Genomic DNA, 17,999 nt, shown 5'->3' with positions numbered 1-17,999 from the left:
CTGGTTTATGCACGCAAAGTCTGGGAATATACAAGTCGCATATCTTACTGTCTAACCAGTTGCGCCAAGGAGGCACCATGGACTACAAGATTACCGGCTACGAGCCCGCCCAGCTGTTCCATTTCTTTGAGGAGGTCAGCGCGATCCCCCGCGGGTCTGGCAACGAGAAGGGCATCAGCGATTTCCTGGTTGCGTTTGCCAAGGAGCGCGGCCTCGATGTGTATCAGGACGAGGTCTACAACGTCATCATTCGCAAGCCCGCATCTGCCGGCGCCGAGAATGCCCCGACCGTGATGCTGCAGGGCCACATCGATATGGTGTGCGACAAGTTGGGTTCCGTTGAGCACGACTTTACGACCGATGGAATCGACCTGGTCGTCAAGGATGGCGTCCTCACCGCCAACGGTACCACCCTGGGTGCCGACAACGGTATCGCCGTCGCTCTGATGCTCACTGTTCTCGATGACGATTCGATCGTTCACCCCGCCCTCGAGTGCGTATTCACCACCGACGAGGAGACTGGCCTGGTCGGCGCCGAGACGCTCGACAAGTCCCAGATTAGCGCCCGCACCATGATTAACCTTGACTCCGAGGAAGAGGGCGTTGCTACCGTCAGCTGCGCCGGCGGCGTCGTCGTTACCTACACCTGCCCGATCGCGCGCGAGCACAAGACCGGTAGTACCCTCACGCTCGACATCTCCGGCCTGCTGGGCGGTCACTCCGGCGGCGATATCCACCTGGAGCGCGGCAACGGCAACCTCATCATGGCTCGCATCATCGACCGCCTGATGGTTGCCGGCGAGCCTGCCATCGTTAGCTTTAACGGCGGCACCAAGGACAACGCCATCAACCGTGAGTGCAAGGCTGTTCTGGTCTATGCCGACCACGCTGCCGCCGAGACCTCGGCCCAGATCGCCCGTGGCATCATCGCCGACGTTACCGCCGAGCTCGAGGTCTTCGACCCCGGCTTTACCTGCACCGTCGAGATTGCCGATGACGCCGAGGTCGAGGCCATGGACCAGAAGTCCGCGCTTGCCCTCATTCGCGCTCTGCGTCTTGCCCCCAATGGTGTGATCCGCCGCAACGTCGCCACCGACGGCTCCGTCGAGGTTTCCTCCAACATCGGCGTGGTTGCCACCTCTGACGACCAGGTCAAGATCATGCTGTCCCCGCGCTCCTCGATCACCTCGCTGCAGAACGAGTTCAAGGACCGCCTGCAGACGCTGGCCGATGTCTTGGGTTTCGACGCCAAGTTTGAGTTCGAATATCCCGGCTGGAGCTATGCCGAGCATTCGCCGGTCCGCGACGTCTTTGTCGAGAGCTATCGCGAGCTCTTTGGCTCCGAGTTGCGCATCGAGTCCATTCACGCCGGCCTTGAGTGCGGCCTGTTTGCCGAGGCCCTGCACGGCCTGGACGCCATCGCCGTGGGCCCGACGCTCTCCGATGTCCACACCCCGGACGAGAGCATGGAGCTCGCTTCTGCCGAGCGCTTCTACGAGCTGCTCATCGACGTGCTCAAGCGCCTCGCCGCGTAAAGGTTGCGCTAGCAGCAGTCCGAGCCACGTGCTAGCGGATTGCAAATGACAATACGAGAGGGGGCACCCGAGCTTTTGCGACGGGTGCCCCCTCTCTTCTTTTGGGAAATGGGAAATTGCGGGCGTCTAGCCAATATCCGCCTTGATGAGGTCGAGGGTGCGCTGGCAGTTTTCGCGGACGGGGCCGAGCATATGCTCGCGCAGGTCCGCCATGCCGGGCAGGTCGGCGTATTCGTCCATGACCTCTTCCATGCAAATGGGTACCTCGTAGGCGAGGTCCATCATGGTCGCAAAGCAAAACTTCTCAGATAGCCCGGCATCGGTGAGCGCCGTCTCCAGCGCGGGGTCGCCCATACCGTGGTATCGGCGGATAGCACCTGGACCGATGCGCCCCACACGATTTTCGCCGCCAACGCTCATAGCAAGGCGTGCCCGACGTCGCATGCTCTCATACGCCAAGCCCGATGCGACATCGTACATGGGTGCGAGCGCCGCGTTTGTGCCTTTGCCAAGGACGAGCGAGTAGTTTTTAGCGTGTGCGTTAGGCGCTCCGATAATGGCGTTATAGAACAACATATAGGTAAAAAGCACAAGATTCATGTGGTGGGGGACTGTTTTAATCAGTCGTTCTTGGATGTCTCGTGTGGTTGGTCCTCCGTCGGCGGTGTATTTCTGGCTTGGCAATACACCGAGCGCCTGGCAAAAGTCCTCCTGATGCAGCCTTTCGATATTTCCGCTGCTATTGACCATTCTGTCGTACCGTTCAACGACGAGCGCGGCTTCGTCTTCAAATGTGCAATAGGAGACGTCGGCAGTTGGAATGCCAACACGCCGAGCCGTTTTCATGCAGACGAATTCGTTTAAGGCCTGATGTTTGAACCCAACGACACCATTTTTGAAGATATGGGTAGTGGGGGATGACCCTAGACATTCGCACCATTGGCCATCATGCCAAGCTAGTGCAAATTTGCCTTGATTGCCGCCCAGGGACCAGCTTTCGTTGGAGCCCATCCATGTCTCTCTTTCGTCATCGCGAATTGCTTTGAGCTTATGAGCGATTTGAGAATTGGTAAGCGGGCGGTATGCGGAGACCCTGCCACGGACGGCGTCTAATTGATCGGTTCGACAAAACTGAACGGCCCCCGCGCAGTCAAGACCGATATGGCACAAGAGGGCGACGGGGTTGTTGGATGCAACGTCATGCTCGGCGGCAATAGCGCGACGCTGCTCTTGACTGTCGGGCAAAAGGCCAAATAGGAACGGGCGGACGATGTTATGGCCATACGTGCGATTGGAAAGCGGCATTGTTAGCGATAGCGGTGCTCCGCGATAGGTTGGGGCGTATACAAAGCTGCAGAGTCCATGCTCGTCTTGCCGGAGAGTGCCTGCGATTTCGCCACAAATGAGGGTCGCAAGCTCCATCTCTGCCATTTATTTCACAACCTTACAGCCAAAGGAGAGGTCTGAAGTGTCGGAAAGGCCTTGCTCGGCTGCGATTTGGGCCAGCAAGGCACCATAGGAAGATGGCGTTCCTTGTCGGGCGGGTCGTCTGCCTACACTTGGCTTGGGCAGGGCATTCGAGTTCGCGATAGGGAGGTCCGCTATCGTCGTCGGATGTTTAAAGGGTGATGCGATTGGGTCGTTATCGCTTTGCACAAAGAGACTTATGCCGAGTGCGTTAAAGACGGTCAGCAGCTTGTCGAGTCGAATGCCAGTGGCGTCGCCCAGCTCGAGCGATGCGAGCAGGCGCTCCGAAACACCGGCCTTTTTGGCGAGGGCGGCACGGGTGAGACCCTGAGCCTCGCGTGCCTGGCGCACGTAGATGCCAGCTTGGCGCGGTGTGGTGATGGGAAAGGTATCCACGGCGATCTCCTAACATGCAGACTTTTGCATATCAGTATGACATGCAAAAGTCTGCACGAAAAGGCATTATGTAAAACTCTGCATGAGACCTCTACATTGACGTTGAGCTTATGAGAGGCGTTTTTTATATCGCGAGAATCCCCAGATGCTCAAGCAAGATCTTAAGCCCGATGAAGATGAGCACGACGCCACCCACGATGGTGGCAGGCTTTTCGTAGCGCGCGCCAAAGGTGTGGCCGATCGCTACGCCGGCGACGGAGAAGATAAAGGTCGTGATGCCGATGAGCGACACGGCGGGCATGATGTCGACCGAGAGCGCGGCAAATGAGATGCCTACGGCTAGGGCGTCGATTGAGGTGGCGATGGCGAGGATCAGGTACTCGCCCAGGTCAATCTTTTCGGCATCCTTGCCGTCGCCTTCATCCTCGTCCTCGGTAAATGCCTCCCACAGCATTTTGCCGCCAATGAAGGCGAGCAGGATAAAGGCGATCCAGTGGTCGATGGGGCCGATGATGCCCATGAATTGACTGCCAAGCGCCCATCCGATTACGGGCATGCCGGCCTGAAAACCGCCAAAGAACAGGCCGAGCACCACGGCGACCTTAAGGTTGATCTTTTTCATGCCGAGACCCTTGCAGATGGATACGGCAAAGGCGTCCATCGAAAGGCCAACGGCGAGCAACACGAGCTCTGCGAGTCCCATAGTCTGGCTCCATCTCTGCGGGCGAACCCGATTACGCGACTACTCCCTCATTTATATGAGACCCAATGCTATCACATGAGCAGTCAAAGGAGCCCCGTCCCAAATGAGCTACCTAAGCTGTGTTCGCTCATTCTGTAAGCATCGGATTTCGCGAGCGCCGCGGGGACAAACCGTGAGAAACTATTTAGCGTTTATGGAGCGTATACGATGGGAGCGATGCCTTGGATAAGAACGAGCTGCAAAAGCGTATGGAACAGGCTATTCGCCTGACGGCACCTGGCCAGCCGATCCGCACCGCCCTCGATATGATCATCGCCGGTCACCTTGGTGCCCTCATTTGCGTCGGCGATACTGAAAACGTGCTCGCCGCCGGCAACGACGGCTTCCCGCTCAACATTTCGTTCACCTCGAACCGTCTGTTCGAACTCTCCAAGATGGACGGCGCCATCGTTATCGACGGCGACCTCACCCAGATTCTGCGCGCCAACTTCCATCTCAATCCCGATCCCTCGCTCGCCACGAGTGAGACGGGCATGCGTCACCGTACTGCCGCTCGCATGTCGGTGCTCACCGATGCCATCGTGATCTCGGTCTCGGCCCGTCGTGCCGTCGTCAACGTGTACGTCCACGGCAAGAGTTACGAGATCCAGCCCGTCACCACCATCATGAGCTCGGTCAACCAGCTCGTCGCCACGCTTCAGACCACCCGTCAGTCGCTCGACCGCTCCTTGCTGCGCCTGACGGCCCTTGAGCTCGACGACTACGTCACGCTCGCCGACATCACCGGCATCTTCTCGAGCTTCGAGATCATGCAGCAGGCAAAGACCGAGCTTAAGGATTGCATCGTCAAGCTGGGCAACCAGGGCAAGCTCGTGCAGATGCAGCTCGAGCAGCTCGCGGGCTCCAGCATGGATACCGAATACGACTTGATGATCCGCGACTACGCAAGCGATTCCTCTGAGGCCAACGCCGAGAAGATCCGCGCCGAGCTGAGCCGCATGACGCCTAAGGACCTGTCCGACCCGCAGCACGTGGCGGCAGTTCTGGGCTATGACGACCTGGACGAGGATTCCGTCATGACGCCGCTGGGCCTGCGCACGCTTTCGCGCGTGTCCGTCGTGCGCGACGGCGTGGCAGAGAAGATCGTCGACGAGTATGGCTCGCTGCAGGAGCTCATGGACGACATCAGCGAGGACCCGGAGCGCCTGGGCGACTTTGGCGTCAACAACCCTGCCATTCTTGCGGACTCGCTGTACCGCATGAAGGGCACCAAACAGGGGAACGCATAATGGCGCCCGTATGCGCCGTGGTCGTTGCCGGCGGCAGCGGCCAGCGCTTTGGAAATCCCGGCGGCAAGCAGCTCGTTAACGTGGCGGGCCGTCCGCTCATGAGCTGGTCCATCCGCGCGTTCGATCGTAGCGACAAGGTCGGCCACATCGTGGTGGTGTGCCCTGCCGAGCGCCGCGCCGAGATGCGCCGCCTGGCCATCGATCCGTTTGACTATGACACGCCCATCAGCTTCGCCGATGCCGGCGATACCCGTCAGGATTCCACCCGTGCCGGCGTGCATGCGGTTCCGGCGGGTTTCGAATATGTCGCCATCCACGACGGCGCCCGTCCGCTCATCACGACCGAGGCCATCGATCATGCGATCGACGTGCTTGTGGGCGACCGCTCGCTCGACGGTGTCGTATGCGGTCAGCCCGCGATCGACACGCTCAAGATCGTCGACGGCGACAATATCGTCGAGACGCCGCCGCGTGAGCTCTACTGGGCCGCGCAGACACCGCAGATCTTTAGCGTCGACGCCATGAAGCGCGCCCACACCGCAGCTATCGCCGAGGGCTTTATCGGGACCGACGATTCTTCGCTGGTCGAGCGCATGGGCGGGCGCGTCCGCTGTGTCCAGAGCCCGCGCGATAACCTTAAGGTGACGGTGCCCGAGGACCTGCGTCCCGTAACCGCGATTCTGCTTGGCCGCATGGCCGAGGGAGAGGACCTTCCCCATGTTCAGTAACCTGCGCATTGGCCACGGCTACGACGTCCACCGTTTGGTGGAGGGGCGTCGATGTATCATCGGCGGGGTCGACATCCCCTACGAGCGCGGCCTGCTGGGCCACTCGGATGCCGATGTGCTTGCACACGCGCTGGCAGACGCCATTCTGGGAGCCTGCCGCGGGGGAGACATCGGCAAGCTATTCCCCGACACCGATCCCGCCTACGAGGGTGCCGATTCGATGGTGCTGCTCGCTCGCGTGATGGACTATGCGCGCGAGCTGGGCTTTGAGTTTGTCGATGCCGATTGCACCATTGCCTGTCAACAACCTAAGATCACCCCGCACCGCGATGCCATGCGCGCCAACCTTGCCCATGCCCTGGGCGTTGACGTCGAAAACGTGGGCGTCGCCGCCACTACGACCGAAAAGCTCGGTTGGGAAGGCCAAGGCGAGGGAATCGGCGCCTGGGCCGTCTGCCTGCTACAGAAAACCGTTAAGGAGTAACGAATGCGTATCTACAACAGCGCTACCCATAAAAAGGAAGAGTTCAAGCCCATCGAGTCCGGCAAGGTCCGCATGTATGTGTGCGGCCCCACGGTCTACGACAACATCCACATCGGCAATGCCCGCACGTTCATCAGCTTTGACGTGATTCGTCGCTGGCTCATCGCGAGCGGCTACGAGGTCACGTTCGCCCAGAACCTCACCGATGTCGACGACAAAATCATCAAGCGCGCCAACGAGCAGGGCCGTACGGCTGTCGAGGTCGCGACGGAGTTCTCCGACAAGTTCATCGGCGTCATGCGTGCCGCCAACGTGCTCGATCCCGATGTGCGCCCCCGCGCCACCAAGGAGATCGGCCCCATGATCGCCATGATCAAGACGCTCATCGAGCAGGGCCATGCCTACGCAGCCGATAACGGCGATGTGTACTTTGCCGTGCGCAGCGATCCCAGCTACGGTCAGGTCTCGGGCCGCAACATCGATGACCTTATGGTTGGCGCGCGCATCGAGGAGAACGAGGACAAGAACGACCCGCTCGACTTTGCCCTGTGGAAGGCCGCCAAGCCCGGCGAGCCCAGCTGGCCGAGCCCTTGGGGCGAGGGCCGTCCTGGTTGGCACACCGAGTGCGCCGCCATGGTGCATCGCTACCTGGGCACTCCGATCGACATCCACGGCGGCGGCTCCGACCTTGCCTTCCCGCATCACGAGAACGAGTGCGCCCAGGCCACCTGCGCCTGGCACCAGGGCTTCTCCAACACCTGGATGCACACAGGCATGCTGCTGGTAGACGGCGAGAAGATGTCCAAGTCGCTCGGCAACTTCTTTACGCTGGCCGAGGTCCTCGAGCAGCACTCCGCTGCCGCTCTGCGCCTGCTGATGTTGCAGACGAGCTATCGCTCGCCGCTCGACTTTTCTTGGGAGCGCCTGGAGGGTGCCGAAAACTCGCTCACGCGTATCGCCGGTACGGTCGAGAACCTGCGCTGGGCCGCGAACCATGCGACGGCCGATGCCGATGAGGCAGCATCCGAGGCGTTTGCCGCCAAGGCCGCCGAGACCCGCGCCACCTTTAAGGAGTGCATGGACGACGACTTTAACACCGCCGGCGCCATGGGTGCCGTCTTTGGCTTTGTGACCGAGTGCAACCAGTACCTGGAGCAAGCGGGCGACGCTGCCGACAAGACCGCTGCCCTGGCCGCCGCCGATACGCTGGTCGAGCTGCTCGATACGTTTGGCGTTGAGCTCCCCGAGCCCAAGGTCGAGCTGCCGCTGGGTCTGCTAGGCGTTGCCGCCGGCTTGGTCGCCTACACGGGCGACGACGTGGACGAGGCCGCTGCCAAGATTCTCGAGGCCCGCGCCGAGGCCCGCGCCGACAAGAACTGGGATCTGGCCGACGCCATCCGTGACCAGCTCAAGGACCTCGGGCTGACGATCGAGGATACTGCCGCGGGCACTCGTATTAAGAGTCTCTAGTATTTGTCGACCGCTCGAGGTGCGGCAGATTGCCTTGAAAGAGGAGGGCATAGACCTGGTGGTCATGCCCGACGATTGAAAGGCAAGGTGCCGTGGCTCGGACGGTCGATTCTTGTTCGTTATCTATTTAAGGAGGCCGTTTTATGGCCGACAATCGCAAGCGTGCGTCTCGTGGCGGCAAGCAGGCTGCTTCTGGCTCGCGTCCGATTCGCCGCAATGACCGCACTGCCGCGTCCAAGGGTCAGCGCGAGCGCTCCCAAGCCCAGACTGCGCGTTCGCAGCGCGAGCGTGGCCGCGATGCTGTCCAGGCTCCCAAGGGTGAGTTCATCGAGGGCCGCCGTGCTGCCGCCGAGGCTCTGCGCACCGGTTTTCCCGTCAAGTGTGCGCTGATTGCCGAGGGTGGGGAGCGCGATGCCGCCCTATCGCGTCTGGTCGATGACCTCAACGCCGCGGGCGTCCGCATTAAGTACGTGTCGCGCGCACAGCTCGATGCGCTGTCGAGCCACGGCGCTCACCAGGGCATTGCGCTCGAGGTGGGCAACTTTCCCTACGCCGACGTTGCCGACATTCTCGACCGCGCGGGCGAGGGTCCTGCGCTCGTTGTCGTGCTCGACCATGTGACCGATGACGGCAACTTTGGTGCCATCGTGCGTTCCGCCGAGGTTGTGGGCGCGGCCGGCGTCATCATCGCCAACAAGCGCGCCGCCGGCGTGACCGTGGGCAGCTACAAGACTTCAGCCGGCGCCGTCATGCATCTGTCTATCGCGCAAGTGCCCAACATCGCCCGTGCGCTCGACGATCTTAAAGCCGCCGGCTTTTGGGTGGGCGGTGCCTCCGAGCACGCCGAGGGCAGCTGCTGGGACGCTCCCTTCGAGGGCCGCGTGGCACTTGTCATGGGTTCGGAGGGTGACGGCATCTCGCGCCTGGTGCTCGAGAAGTGCGACTTTTTGACCAAGCTCCCCCAGCGCGGTATGACCGAGAGCCTCAATGTGGCCCAGGCGACCACCGCGCTGTGCTTTGAGTGGCTGCGCCGCAACGCCGGTGAGCTCATGGGGGAGGAGTAGCGCATGTCCAAAAAGAACCGTGCCAAGTCCAAGGCCAAGCGCTTTGGCGAGGGCTCGGCCAAGCCGATTGTTTCGGCCGCGACCTACGGCGTGGGCGGCAATGCGTTTGCGCAGGCTATCGCCGACCCAGTCTCGACGGTGCACTCCAACAAGCCCGAGCTGCTGGTGGTCGACGGCTACAACGTGATTCACTGCACGCCGCGCTACGAAAAGCTTGTCTACGACCATTCCGACGATCCGTATTCCAGCGACGTTCACGATATGGCGCGCACCGCCCTCATCAACGACGTTGCCGCGTTTGCCCAAGGCCGCTATGAGGCTGTGATCGTCTTTGACGGCGCGGGAAACATCTCCAGCGAGCGCCCCAACCTGCCTGCTCGCGGCGTGCGCATCGAGTTCTCGCCGACGGGCGTATCGGCCGATACCGTGGTGCAGAAGCTCTGCATCGAGGCACGCGAGGAAGGCCGCGCGTGCTCAGTGGTATCGAGCGACGGCACGATCCAAGCCGTCGTCATGGGCAAGGGCGTCACGCGCATCTCGAGCCGCATGCTGGTGGACGAGATCAAGCAGATCGATAACGACGTTCACGAGGCAGAGGAAGCCCCGCAGATCAAGATGACCCTGGGCAGTCGTTTGAGTCCCGATGCCCTGGCCAAGCTCAAGGCCCTGCGCGGGAGGTAGGGGAGCTGACGGCGCGACGCTGTCTCGCTAATTCCATTCAGCGATGTCGATCATTCTTTCGAGGCGCCACGTTAGCGCCTCTTTTAGATATGGCAGCCTTGCCGTGAGCGCGTCGTTTCTGGACAGAATTTCGATTGCCTCGTCAACGAAGCCTTCGAGTTTGTCGCCGTCAAACCAGTCCATGTCCTCGACGAGCAACATCTGTTTGGCGGGGCTTGAATGAAATTGTGCGCTGGTAAAACTGTGCTCTCCTGCCCTAAGCTCATCTAGAGATATGTTGCACCAGAGCGATGAGCCCGAATCGAAGATGGGGGCAGGTCTGCTGGCTAGCGTGTTTACGTTTCGCACAAGGCCAAAGTTACGCCAATGACGGTCATAGTTGGCGATGATGCCGTCGCACACGATCATGCGGTCAAGGGCATCCTTGACGCCTGTTACCCCGAGCTTCTCGCAGCTTGCTACATATCGCTCGTAGTCGGTTAGTCTTTCATCTGCGTTTGCGTACTGGTTTACATAGAACGCAGGGACATACTCTTCTTCATCAGTTAAGAAGACATCGCATATGCTCAGGGCGGAAGTGCTCGTGCCCTCGAGCGAGTAAGGCACATAATCGCAGGCGTTTAGGATGCGACGGTGAAGTGCAGTCGCCACCAGCTCGTTATAAGGTTCCTGGTTTAGATGCGCACCTGCCTTGTGGAGAATTCGACGGCCATCCTCGCATGTCCAGTACTTTTGAAGATTGCCGTCCGAGGTGTTGTCGGGCTTTGCGGCAGCTGCCTTGCCCTCTGGTGCGAAGGGCGCGATGCTGAGAGAGACATCGTCAAAAGCATTATTGAAGAAATTGATATCTTCCCACGCGAGACCGGAGTCTTGGGGCCTAATCCAATACTGGTCGGATAAGGAGAGGCCAAGATTTCGCTGTACGAGTTCATCGGGAACATCGACTGCGGCTTCTGCAAGCAGGGAGGCTAGCCCAATGCGTGCGAGCGGGATACCGCGGCCGCGCCACCAAGCGCGGAAAGAGTCGAGCGATACGGGGCTATTAGGGCCAAATACCCCAATAGGGGCGTGGGCGTAATCGACGTCGGCGCCGATGTGGGTGAAGTCTTTTCGCGATGTGTTGTAGACCAGCTGAGCGACTTCGTACGTGCGGTTCATGAGGGTGAATACGATCTCGCTCTTACCGTGGCCGCGGCGGGGACGTCCCCCCGTTTTGATCACGGAGCGGAGTCGCGTGTCGACGCTGTCTTTGTCGATGAACCATACACCAGAAGCCTTGCGGGCGGTCAGCGCGCCGTTCTTAATGAGCTCCTGCACCCTGCGCGGGGTGATGCCGAGCAGCTCGGCTGCTTCCTTTGTAGTCAACATCGCGAAACCCTTCGCCAGAACGAATAGTTTTATAGAACCAATTGTAATTAAAACTATTCGTTCTGACGAATGGTTTTAAGATTGAAGGCGCGCTGACAGAAATGAACGGGCCCGGTACGTGTTGTTGCTGGATTTTGCATATTTGTATAACGCCGTGCGGCCTGTTGCGCCCCGTCCGCAATTCCATTATTCTTAACAGGCTTCGCGCGAAAGCGCCAAGTGTGCCAGTGTGGCGCAATGGTAGCGCAACTGATTTGTAATCAGTGGGTTGCAGGTTCGATTCCTGTCACTGGCTCCATGAGAGTTTCGGGCTCTGTTCCCTTGTGGAGCAGGGCCCGTTTCTTTTTTTGTTGATAAGTATCGGGCAAAGCGTCCGTCTCGTCCCCCAATTAGTCTCAATCTGTAACACCAAGACGGTTTAATCGTTTCTAACTGTTACAGAATGAGACGTGAGCTGGGGTCTCTGCGTAATATCTCAATCTGTAACAGATAGGGGAGAAAATGTTCTCTAGATGTTACAGATCGAGACAAAGGCCGGACCGGCTCCAGTCATCCACGCTCGGTCAAGCCAGAGAAGCGCGATCTCGACCTATATATAGGTGCAAATAAGTCGTTATCGAAGTTCGATCCTGAAGGTGTACTCCACTACACCAAAGTGTTGCCTCGGGAAATGTCACCAGCGTAGCGAAATTCACCGTCCTTCATATCTAAACCCAACAAAATCGCAGGTCACAGGTATATAGATACGCCCGGCACCGTGTATCTAGAGGTTTTCGTTGACAGCCCGCAAGGTTGCATCGTATTATCTTTTTCGTTCGCGGGGGCGGCGGTCCAAAAGACCAAAGAACCTGCGGATACTTGAACGATTGGGAGTTTGCCCGAGTGGTTAATGGGGACGGGCTGTAAACCCGTTGGCTCTGCCTACATAGGTTCGAATCCTATAGCTCCCACCCGTCAAGTGCCTGTATAGCTCAGTCGGTAGAGCACTTCGTTGGTAACGAAGAGGTCACCAGTTCAAGTCTGGTTGCAGGCTCCATCCGGCGGTGTAGCTCAGTTGGTTAGAGCACACGGTTCATACCCGTGGCGTCACTGGTTCGAATCCAGTCACCGCTACCATAGGTAACACGGTGGCTTCTCAATAGTATGTTGAGAGGCCACTATGGTATAAAGGCAAAGTCCCGTCCGGGGACGACCTGTTAAGAGGAGGGTTTTATGGCCAAAGAGAAGTTTGAGCGCACTAAGCCGCATGTTAACATCGGCACCATTGGTCACGTCGACCACGGCAAGACCACGCTGACCGCTGCCATCACCAAGGTTCTCTCCGAGACCGAGGGCTGCAAGGCTGACTTCACTGCGTTCGAGAACATCGACAAGGCTCCCGAGGAGCGCGAGCGCGGCATTACGATCTCCGTCTCCCACGTCGAGTACGAGACTGCTGCCCGTCACTACGCTCACGTTGACTGCCCGGGCCACGCTGACTACGTCAAGAACATGATCTCCGGTGCTGCTCAGATGGACGGCGCTATCCTGGTCATCGCCGCTACCGACGGCCCCATGGCTCAGACCCGCGAGCACATCCTGCTCGCCCGTCAGGTCGGCGTTCCTTACATCGTCGTTTTCCTGAACAAGTGCGACATGGTTGACGATGACGAGCTCATCGACCTCGTCGAGATGGAGACCCGTGAGCTCCTCTCCGAGTACGATTTCCCCGGCGACGACATCCCCGTCATCCGTGGTTCCGCTCTGGGCGCTCTCGAGGGCGACGCCAAGTGGATGGACGCTATCCGCGAGCTCATGAACGCCGTCGACGAGTACATCCCGACGCCTGCTCGTAACAACGACCTCCCCTTCCTGATGGCCGTTGAGGACGTTATGACCATCTCCGGCCGTGGTACCGTTGCTACCGGCCGTGTCGAGCGCGGTGAGCTCAAGCTCAACGAGCCCGTCGAGATCGTCGGCATCAAGGACACCCAGAACACCGTCGTTACCGGTATCGAGATGTTCCGTAAGTCCATGGACTTCTGCGAGGCTGGCGACAACGTCGGTCTGCTGCTCCGCGGCATCAAGCGCGAGGACATCGAGCGCGGCCAGGTTCTCTGCAAGCCCGGTTCGGTTACCCCGCACACCAAGTTCACCGGCGAGATCTACGTTCTGACCAAGGAGGAGGGTGGCCGTCACACCCCGTTCTTCGATGGTTATCGTCCTCAGTTCTACTTCCGTACCACCGACGTTACCGGTACGGTCAAGCTTCCCGAGGGTACCGAGATGGCTATGCCTGGTGACCACATCACCATCGAGGGCGACCTCATCCACCCGATCGCCATGGAGGAGGGCCTGCGCTTCGCTATCCGCGAGGGTGGCCACACCGTCGGTTCGGGCATCGTCTCCACGATCATTGAGTAAATTAGCTCTCTGATATAGCTGACTTAGAGAACCCGGCACTTATATGGGTGCCGGGTTCTTTTCTGCAATGGACATTGAGTCGTTGCTGGTGTCGAGAGGATCGATAATGGTCCTGGGTACACCGTCGATTAGCTCTCGCTGGCTTCATTGATGTGTTCCAAATATGAATGGATCCACCGAGAACCAATTGACTCGAGGTTTTCGTTGACAGCCCTTACGTAGAGCTGATAAAGTACCATCTCGTGCCCGTACGGGGCGGAAATGAAAGGTTCAGGATACATGCGTACTCTAGTTACTCTTGCGTGCACTGAGTGCAAGCGCCGCAACTATACGACCACCAAGAACAAGGCGAACATGCCTGATCGTATGGAGATCAAGAAGTATTGCCCCTGGTGCCGTCACCACACGCTGCACAAAGAGACTCGCTAGTCTCTAGTCACATACGCCAGTAGTTCAATTGGTAGAGCATCGGTCTCCAAAACCGAGTGTTGAGGGTTCGAGTCCTTCCTGGCGTGCCAGTCATTATTCCGTAAGCTCCCATTGGGGGCTTACGGTTTACTCATGTATAAGCGCATTGCGCGGAGGTAACCCAAATGGCCAACAAGAAGAACAAGAAGAAGGCTCAGCAGCCGGCACCTGCCAACAACGCTGCCGCCAACTCCAAGGTTGAGGCCAAGAAGGCCGTTGCCAAGAAGAACGAGAAGGCTGCGAAGTCCAAGAAGAACGAGAAGCCTGGCTTCTTCGCCCGCACCAAGAAGTATTTCGCTTCGGTCAAGTCCGAGATGAAGCGCGTCACGTGGCCCGATAAGAAGGAGCTCGTGAACTACTCGGTCGTCGTTTGCGCTTCTCTGATCGTCGTCGGCGTCGTCATCGCTCTGCTCGATGCTGGCTTTGGCGAGGCTCTTGCTCTGTTTTCTGGATTGAGGGGCTAAACCATGTCTAAGCGTTGGTACGTCGTTCACACTTACTCTGGATACGAGAACCGCGTTAAGTCTGATCTCGAGCATCGTATCGAGACTATGGGCATGCAGGACCGTATCTTTGATATCGAGATTCCTATGGAGCGCGTCACTGAGATTAAAGAGGGTGGCAAGCGCGAGACCAAGGATTCCAAGATTTTCCCGGGTTATGTTCTGGTCCGCATGGAGATGGATGACGATGCATGGACGTGCGTTCGCAACACGCCCGGCGTTACCGGTTTCCTGGGCGGCAACGGCAAGCCCGCTCCGCTTTCCCGCGACGAGTACAATAAGATGACTCGTCGTCCCGGTAAGGGCGATTCGCCCAAGCGTACCTCGGTTGATATTGAGGTCGGCACGTCCGTCCGCGTCACCGATGGCCCGCTTACCGACTTTGATGGCAAAGTCTCCGAGGTTAACACCGAGGCTGGCAAGCTCAAGGTCACGCTGATGATCTTTGGCCGCGAGACGCCGGTCGAGCTCGACTTTAACCAGGTCGCTGTCATCGCTTAAGTTTTCGTCCGTTCGCGCGAGCGTGCTTCTTCTGTGACTGCTCATCTCAGGAGTGCTTCTAACACGTGCGTGCTTACGATATAGCAAGTACTTCACACTCGTGATTCGAAAGGAATGACCATGGCTGAGAAGAAGGTTGCCAACGTCATTAAGCTCCAGATTCCTGCTGGTGCCGCTAACCCCGCTCCTCCCGTCGGCCCCGCCCTGGGCGCTGCTGGCGTGAACATCATGCAGTTCTGCCAGGCCTTTAACGCCGAGACGCAGGACAAGAAGGGCGACATCATCCCCGTTGAGATCTCTGTCTACGAGGATAAGTCCTTCTCCTTCATCACCAAGACCCCGCCGGCGGCTCACCTCATCAAGAAGGAGCTGAACCTCAAGTCTGGTTCCGCTAAGCCCCAGGCCGACAAGGTTGGTCAGCTCTCCCAGGAGCAGCTCACCAAGATCGCCGAGATCAAGATGCCGGACCTCAATGCCAACGACATTGACGCCGCCAAGAAGATCATCGCCGGTACCGCCCGCTCCATGGGCGTCACCATCGCTGAGTAGCGATTTCTTTAGGTAATGACGGGTGTTCCGACCGGGGCGCCCGTTATATGTGTGCAATAGGGCACACGATACGATGTGGGAGGGCTCACGCCCGTTTAACCACAGGAGGTAATGCACATGGCTAAGCATGGTAAGAGCTATAACGCCGCTGCCGAGAAGATCGACCGCGCCACGCTCTACACCCCCCTTCAGGCTGCCAAGCTCATCAAGGAGCTCGACACCGCCAAGTTCGACGAGACCATCGAGGCCCACTTCCGTCTGGGCATCGATACTCGTAAGGCTGACCAGAACATCCGTGGTTCCATCTCCCTGCCCCACGGCACCGGCAAGACCGTTCGTGTTGCCGTCTTCGCCGAGGGCGAGAAGGCCCGCGAGGCCGAGGCTGCCGGCGCCGACATCATCGGTTCCGACGAGCTCGTCGCCCAGATCCAGAAGGGCGAGATCAACTTCGACGCCGCTATTGCTACGCCGAACATGATGGCCAAGGTTGGCCGCATCGGTAAGATCCTTGGTCCCCGTGGCCTCATGCCGAACCCCAAACTCGGCACCGTGACCATGGACGTCGCCAAGATGGTCTCCGAGCTCAAGGCTGGCCGCGTTGAGTACCGCGCCGACCGCTACGGCATCTGCCACGTGCCCCTGGGCAAGAAGTCCTTCTCTGAGCAGCAGCTCGTTGAGAACTACGCTGCCCTGTACACCGAGATCCTGCGCGTCAAGCCCTCTTCTGCTAAGGGCAAGTACGTCAAGTCCATCTCCGTGTCTTCCACCATGGGCCCTGGCGTCAAGGTCGATCCCGCTGTCCAGCGTGACTTCCTGGCTGAGTAACTTTTAGTTACTGCCTGAGTAAAGCAAGCATTGCTAAAGGAACCCGGTTCTGCCTCGTGCAGGACCGGGTTCTTTGCTATCTCGGGACAAAACCACCACAAAGGGGACAGGCACCTTCGTGGTGCTTTTGCCTCGGTTGCTCCAAAATCCCCACTTCGCGTCGTTTCGACTGTGTTGCACTTTAGCGCGATGTAGTGAATGCCTGAGGCTGAAAGGAGCCAGACATGTTCTGTAACACGCAGCAGCTCCTAGGCCTAGCGCTACTAGATGGGATAGCGCGCTAGGGTTGCAATCTCGCTATAACGATGAGTTGTACCCGGGTGCGCTATCGTCCGCTGCTTTTGGGCGTGATGAGCGACACGGGTATTTTTCTATCTTGGGGCACTCCATCTCTCCTGAAAGCCATCTGTATCTCAGGCCTATCAGGAGGAAATCATGAGTCGCAAAATCGCAATCTTTGACACTACGCTGCGCGACGGGGAGCAGCCTCCCGGCGTCAGCATGAATACTGAGGGAAATATCGTTATCGCACGTCAGCTGGTGCGCATGAACGTCGATGTGATCGAGGCGGGCTTTCCCATCTCGAGCCCCGGCGATTTTCGCTCGGTGCAGGAGATTGGCAAGATCGCGGGCGACCGGTGCACGGTATGGAGTCTCACCCGTGCGGTCGACTAGGATATCGAAGTGACCGCAGAAGCCCTCAAGACGGCTCAGAGGCCCCGTATCCATACCGGCCTGGGGTAAGCCCCAGCCATCTGCGCGACAAGCTCCATATGACCGAGGATGAGGCTAGCATCAGTCGGTGGCCCTAAGTGGGATTCGACCGATCCGGCGGCCCAACGCCGCGAGCTTACCGGCGGCATTTACTTTGGCAAGCACGATCGTTTCTACGACGAGGACGGCGCGGGCGCTAATGGCGCTGCGGGCCAGCGTGCGGTCGATGTGATGGAGTACCGCGAGTTCGAGGTGGAGCGCATTGCCCGTCAAGCGTTCGAAGCGGCCCGCAAGCGTCGCGGTGACGTGACGAGTGTGGATAAGCGCAACGTGCTGGAGACGAGCCGCATGTGGCGCGAGGTCGTGCATCGCGTGCATGATGAAGAGTGCCCCGATGTGCAGCTCGAAGACCTGCTCGTCGATAACGCCACTATGCAGCTCATCAACCGACCGGGCGACTTTGACGTCGTAGTTACGGAGAACATGTTCGGTGACATTCTCTCCGACGAGGCTGCATAAATTACGGGCTCGCTCGGCATGCTCGCCTCTGCTTCGCTGGGCGACGGCGTTTCGCTGTTCGAGCCGAGCGCTGGCAGCGCGCCCGATATCGCAGGGCTCAGTATTGCTAATCCGCTCGCACAGATCCTGTCGGCGGCAATGCTGCTCACGTACGCGCTCGACATGGGCGAGCAGGCCGTCTTAGTCGAAAATGCCGTGGCCCATGTGCTCGACGAAGATTGGCGTACCCGCGACATCGCCGACGCCAACACCCCTGCTGATAAGATTCTCCGCACCGCTCAGATGGGCGATAAGGTCATCGCCGCCCTATAGCGTCGAGAGTCCGGAACCAC

General features: G+C 59.0%; 18 protein-coding genes, 5 tRNA genes and 1 pseudogene. 20 read left to right on the top strand and 4 right to left on the bottom strand.

Going from position 1 to position 17,999, the window contains the following annotated elements:
- The first annotated feature begins 77 nt into the window (after positions 1 to 77).
- Entirely contained in the window at positions 78 to 1,535 is a 1,458-nt protein-coding gene (locus tag DXB98_RS02990) for an aminoacyl-histidine dipeptidase (RefSeq protein ID WP_117743099.1), read from the top strand.
- 126 nt (positions 1,536 to 1,661) lie between these two features.
- Here DXB98_RS02990 and DXB98_RS02985 read toward each other — a convergent pair whose 3' ends face one another.
- The 3 genes from DXB98_RS02985 to DXB98_RS02975 all read right to left on the bottom strand — a co-directional run bounded on the left by DXB98_RS02985 (position 1,662) and on the right by DXB98_RS02975 (position 4,101).
- The gene (locus tag DXB98_RS02985; protein ID WP_117743098.1) at positions 1,662 to 2,966 is read right to left on the bottom strand and encodes a type II toxin-antitoxin system HipA family toxin; all 1,305 of its coding nucleotides are present in this window, start codon (positions 2,964 to 2,966) and stop codon (positions 1,662 to 1,664) included.
- Entirely contained in the window at positions 2,967 to 3,398 is a 432-nt protein-coding gene (locus DXB98_RS02980) for a helix-turn-helix domain-containing protein (protein WP_158553132.1), read from the bottom strand.
- Between the two features lie 124 nt (positions 3,399 to 3,522).
- Positions 3,523 to 4,101: a manganese efflux pump MntP family protein gene (locus tag DXB98_RS02975; RefSeq protein WP_117743096.1), complete on the bottom strand. Its 579-nt coding sequence runs from the start codon at positions 4,099 to 4,101 to the stop codon at positions 3,523 to 3,525.
- Positions 4,102 to 4,349: 248 nt separating this feature from the next.
- Between DXB98_RS02975 and disA the strand changes: the two genes are divergently transcribed.
- The 6 genes from disA to DXB98_RS02945 all read left to right on the top strand — a co-directional run bounded on the left by disA (position 4,350) and on the right by DXB98_RS02945 (position 9,817).
- Positions 4,350 to 5,390, top strand: a complete 1,041-nt coding sequence (gene disA, locus DXB98_RS02970) for a DNA integrity scanning diadenylate cyclase DisA (protein ID WP_369796797.1) — start codon at positions 4,350 to 4,352, stop codon at positions 5,388 to 5,390.
- Complete coding sequence (ispD, locus tag DXB98_RS02965; RefSeq protein WP_117629251.1) at positions 5,390 to 6,118, top strand: 2-C-methyl-D-erythritol 4-phosphate cytidylyltransferase; 729 nt, start codon at positions 5,390 to 5,392, stop codon at positions 6,116 to 6,118. The genes disA and ispD overlap by 1 nt, the downstream gene beginning before the upstream one ends.
- Positions 6,108 to 6,602, top strand: a complete 495-nt coding sequence (gene ispF, locus DXB98_RS02960; protein WP_006234975.1) for a 2-C-methyl-D-erythritol 2,4-cyclodiphosphate synthase — start codon at positions 6,108 to 6,110, stop codon at positions 6,600 to 6,602. Before ispD ends, ispF begins: the two co-directional genes overlap by 11 nt.
- 3 nt (positions 6,603 to 6,605) lie before the next feature.
- Entirely contained in the window at positions 6,606 to 8,072 is a 1,467-nt protein-coding gene (gene cysS / locus DXB98_RS02955; protein WP_117743095.1) for a cysteine--tRNA ligase, read from the top strand.
- 143 nt (positions 8,073 to 8,215) lie between these two features.
- Positions 8,216 to 9,136, top strand: a complete 921-nt coding sequence (rlmB, locus tag DXB98_RS02950; RefSeq protein ID WP_117743094.1) for a 23S rRNA (guanosine(2251)-2'-O)-methyltransferase RlmB — start codon at positions 8,216 to 8,218, stop codon at positions 9,134 to 9,136.
- 3 nt (positions 9,137 to 9,139) lie between these two features.
- Positions 9,140 to 9,817 (top strand): NYN domain-containing protein, encoded by a 678-nt coding sequence (locus DXB98_RS02945; RefSeq protein ID WP_006234978.1) that lies wholly within the window; start codon positions 9,140 to 9,142, stop codon positions 9,815 to 9,817.
- Positions 9,818 to 9,844: 27 nt separating this feature from the next.
- Here the strand turns inward: DXB98_RS02945 and DXB98_RS02940 are convergent, their stop codons facing one another.
- On the bottom strand, positions 9,845 to 11,185 hold the full coding sequence (locus DXB98_RS02940; RefSeq protein ID WP_117743093.1) for a DNA-binding protein: 1,341 nt from the start codon (positions 11,183 to 11,185) through the stop codon (positions 9,845 to 9,847).
- Positions 11,186 to 11,408: 223 nt separating this feature from the next.
- Here DXB98_RS02940 and DXB98_RS02935 point away from each other — a divergent pair.
- The 13 genes and pseudogenes from DXB98_RS02935 (at position 11,409) to DXB98_RS02875 (ending at position 17,979) form a co-directional block, all read left to right on the top strand.
- Positions 11,409 to 11,483: transfer RNA gene (locus tag DXB98_RS02935), tRNA-Thr, on the top strand.
- A 570-nt stretch (positions 11,484 to 12,053) separates the two neighbouring features.
- Positions 12,054 to 12,135 (top strand) — tRNA-Tyr (locus DXB98_RS02930).
- A gap of 10 nt (positions 12,136 to 12,145) precedes the next feature.
- Positions 12,146 to 12,221, top strand: a tRNA-Thr gene (locus DXB98_RS02925).
- Between the two features lie 3 nt (positions 12,222 to 12,224).
- A tRNA-Met gene (locus DXB98_RS02920) sits at positions 12,225 to 12,301 on the top strand.
- Positions 12,302 to 12,397: 96 nt separating this feature from the next.
- On the top strand, positions 12,398 to 13,588 hold the full coding sequence (gene tuf / locus DXB98_RS02915; protein ID WP_117563790.1) for an elongation factor Tu: 1,191 nt from the start codon (positions 12,398 to 12,400) through the stop codon (positions 13,586 to 13,588).
- A gap of 279 nt (positions 13,589 to 13,867) precedes the next feature.
- Positions 13,868 to 14,017: a 50S ribosomal protein L33 gene (gene rpmG, locus DXB98_RS02910; protein WP_102372646.1), complete on the top strand. Its 150-nt coding sequence runs from the start codon at positions 13,868 to 13,870 to the stop codon at positions 14,015 to 14,017.
- Between the two features lie 13 nt (positions 14,018 to 14,030).
- Positions 14,031 to 14,106 (top strand) — tRNA-Trp (locus DXB98_RS02905).
- Between the two features lie 75 nt (positions 14,107 to 14,181).
- Complete coding sequence (gene secE / locus DXB98_RS02900) at positions 14,182 to 14,520, top strand: preprotein translocase subunit SecE (protein WP_117583102.1); 339 nt, start codon at positions 14,182 to 14,184, stop codon at positions 14,518 to 14,520.
- Positions 14,521 to 14,523: 3 nt separating this feature from the next.
- Positions 14,524 to 15,060: a transcription termination/antitermination protein NusG gene (gene nusG, locus DXB98_RS02895; RefSeq protein ID WP_099432095.1), complete on the top strand. Its 537-nt coding sequence runs from the start codon at positions 14,524 to 14,526 to the stop codon at positions 15,058 to 15,060.
- Positions 15,061 to 15,180: 120 nt separating this feature from the next.
- The gene (gene rplK, locus DXB98_RS02890) at positions 15,181 to 15,609 is read left to right on the top strand and encodes a 50S ribosomal protein L11 (protein ID WP_022093893.1); all 429 of its coding nucleotides are present in this window, start codon (positions 15,181 to 15,183) and stop codon (positions 15,607 to 15,609) included.
- A gap of 117 nt (positions 15,610 to 15,726) precedes the next feature.
- Positions 15,727 to 16,434 carry a 50S ribosomal protein L1 gene (rplA, locus tag DXB98_RS02885; protein WP_117734301.1) on the top strand — a complete coding sequence of 236 codons (708 nt, stop codon included), beginning with the start codon at positions 15,727 to 15,729 and terminating at the stop codon, positions 16,432 to 16,434.
- 435 nt (positions 16,435 to 16,869) lie between these two features.
- Positions 16,870 to 17,109 carry a hypothetical protein gene (locus tag DXB98_RS02880; protein WP_233505070.1) on the top strand — a complete coding sequence of 80 codons (240 nt, stop codon included), beginning with the start codon at positions 16,870 to 16,872 and terminating at the stop codon, positions 17,107 to 17,109.
- A gap of 108 nt (positions 17,110 to 17,217) precedes the next feature.
- Positions 17,218 to 17,979, top strand: a pseudogene (locus DXB98_RS02875) (isocitrate/isopropylmalate family dehydrogenase).
- Positions 17,980 to 17,999 lie beyond the last annotated feature (20 nt).

The organism is Collinsella sp. OM07-12, assembly GCF_003438275.1.
Classification (GTDB): Bacteria; Actinomycetota; Coriobacteriia; order Coriobacteriales; family Coriobacteriaceae; genus Collinsella.
This window is presented reverse-complemented; position numbering and strand designations above follow the sequence as displayed.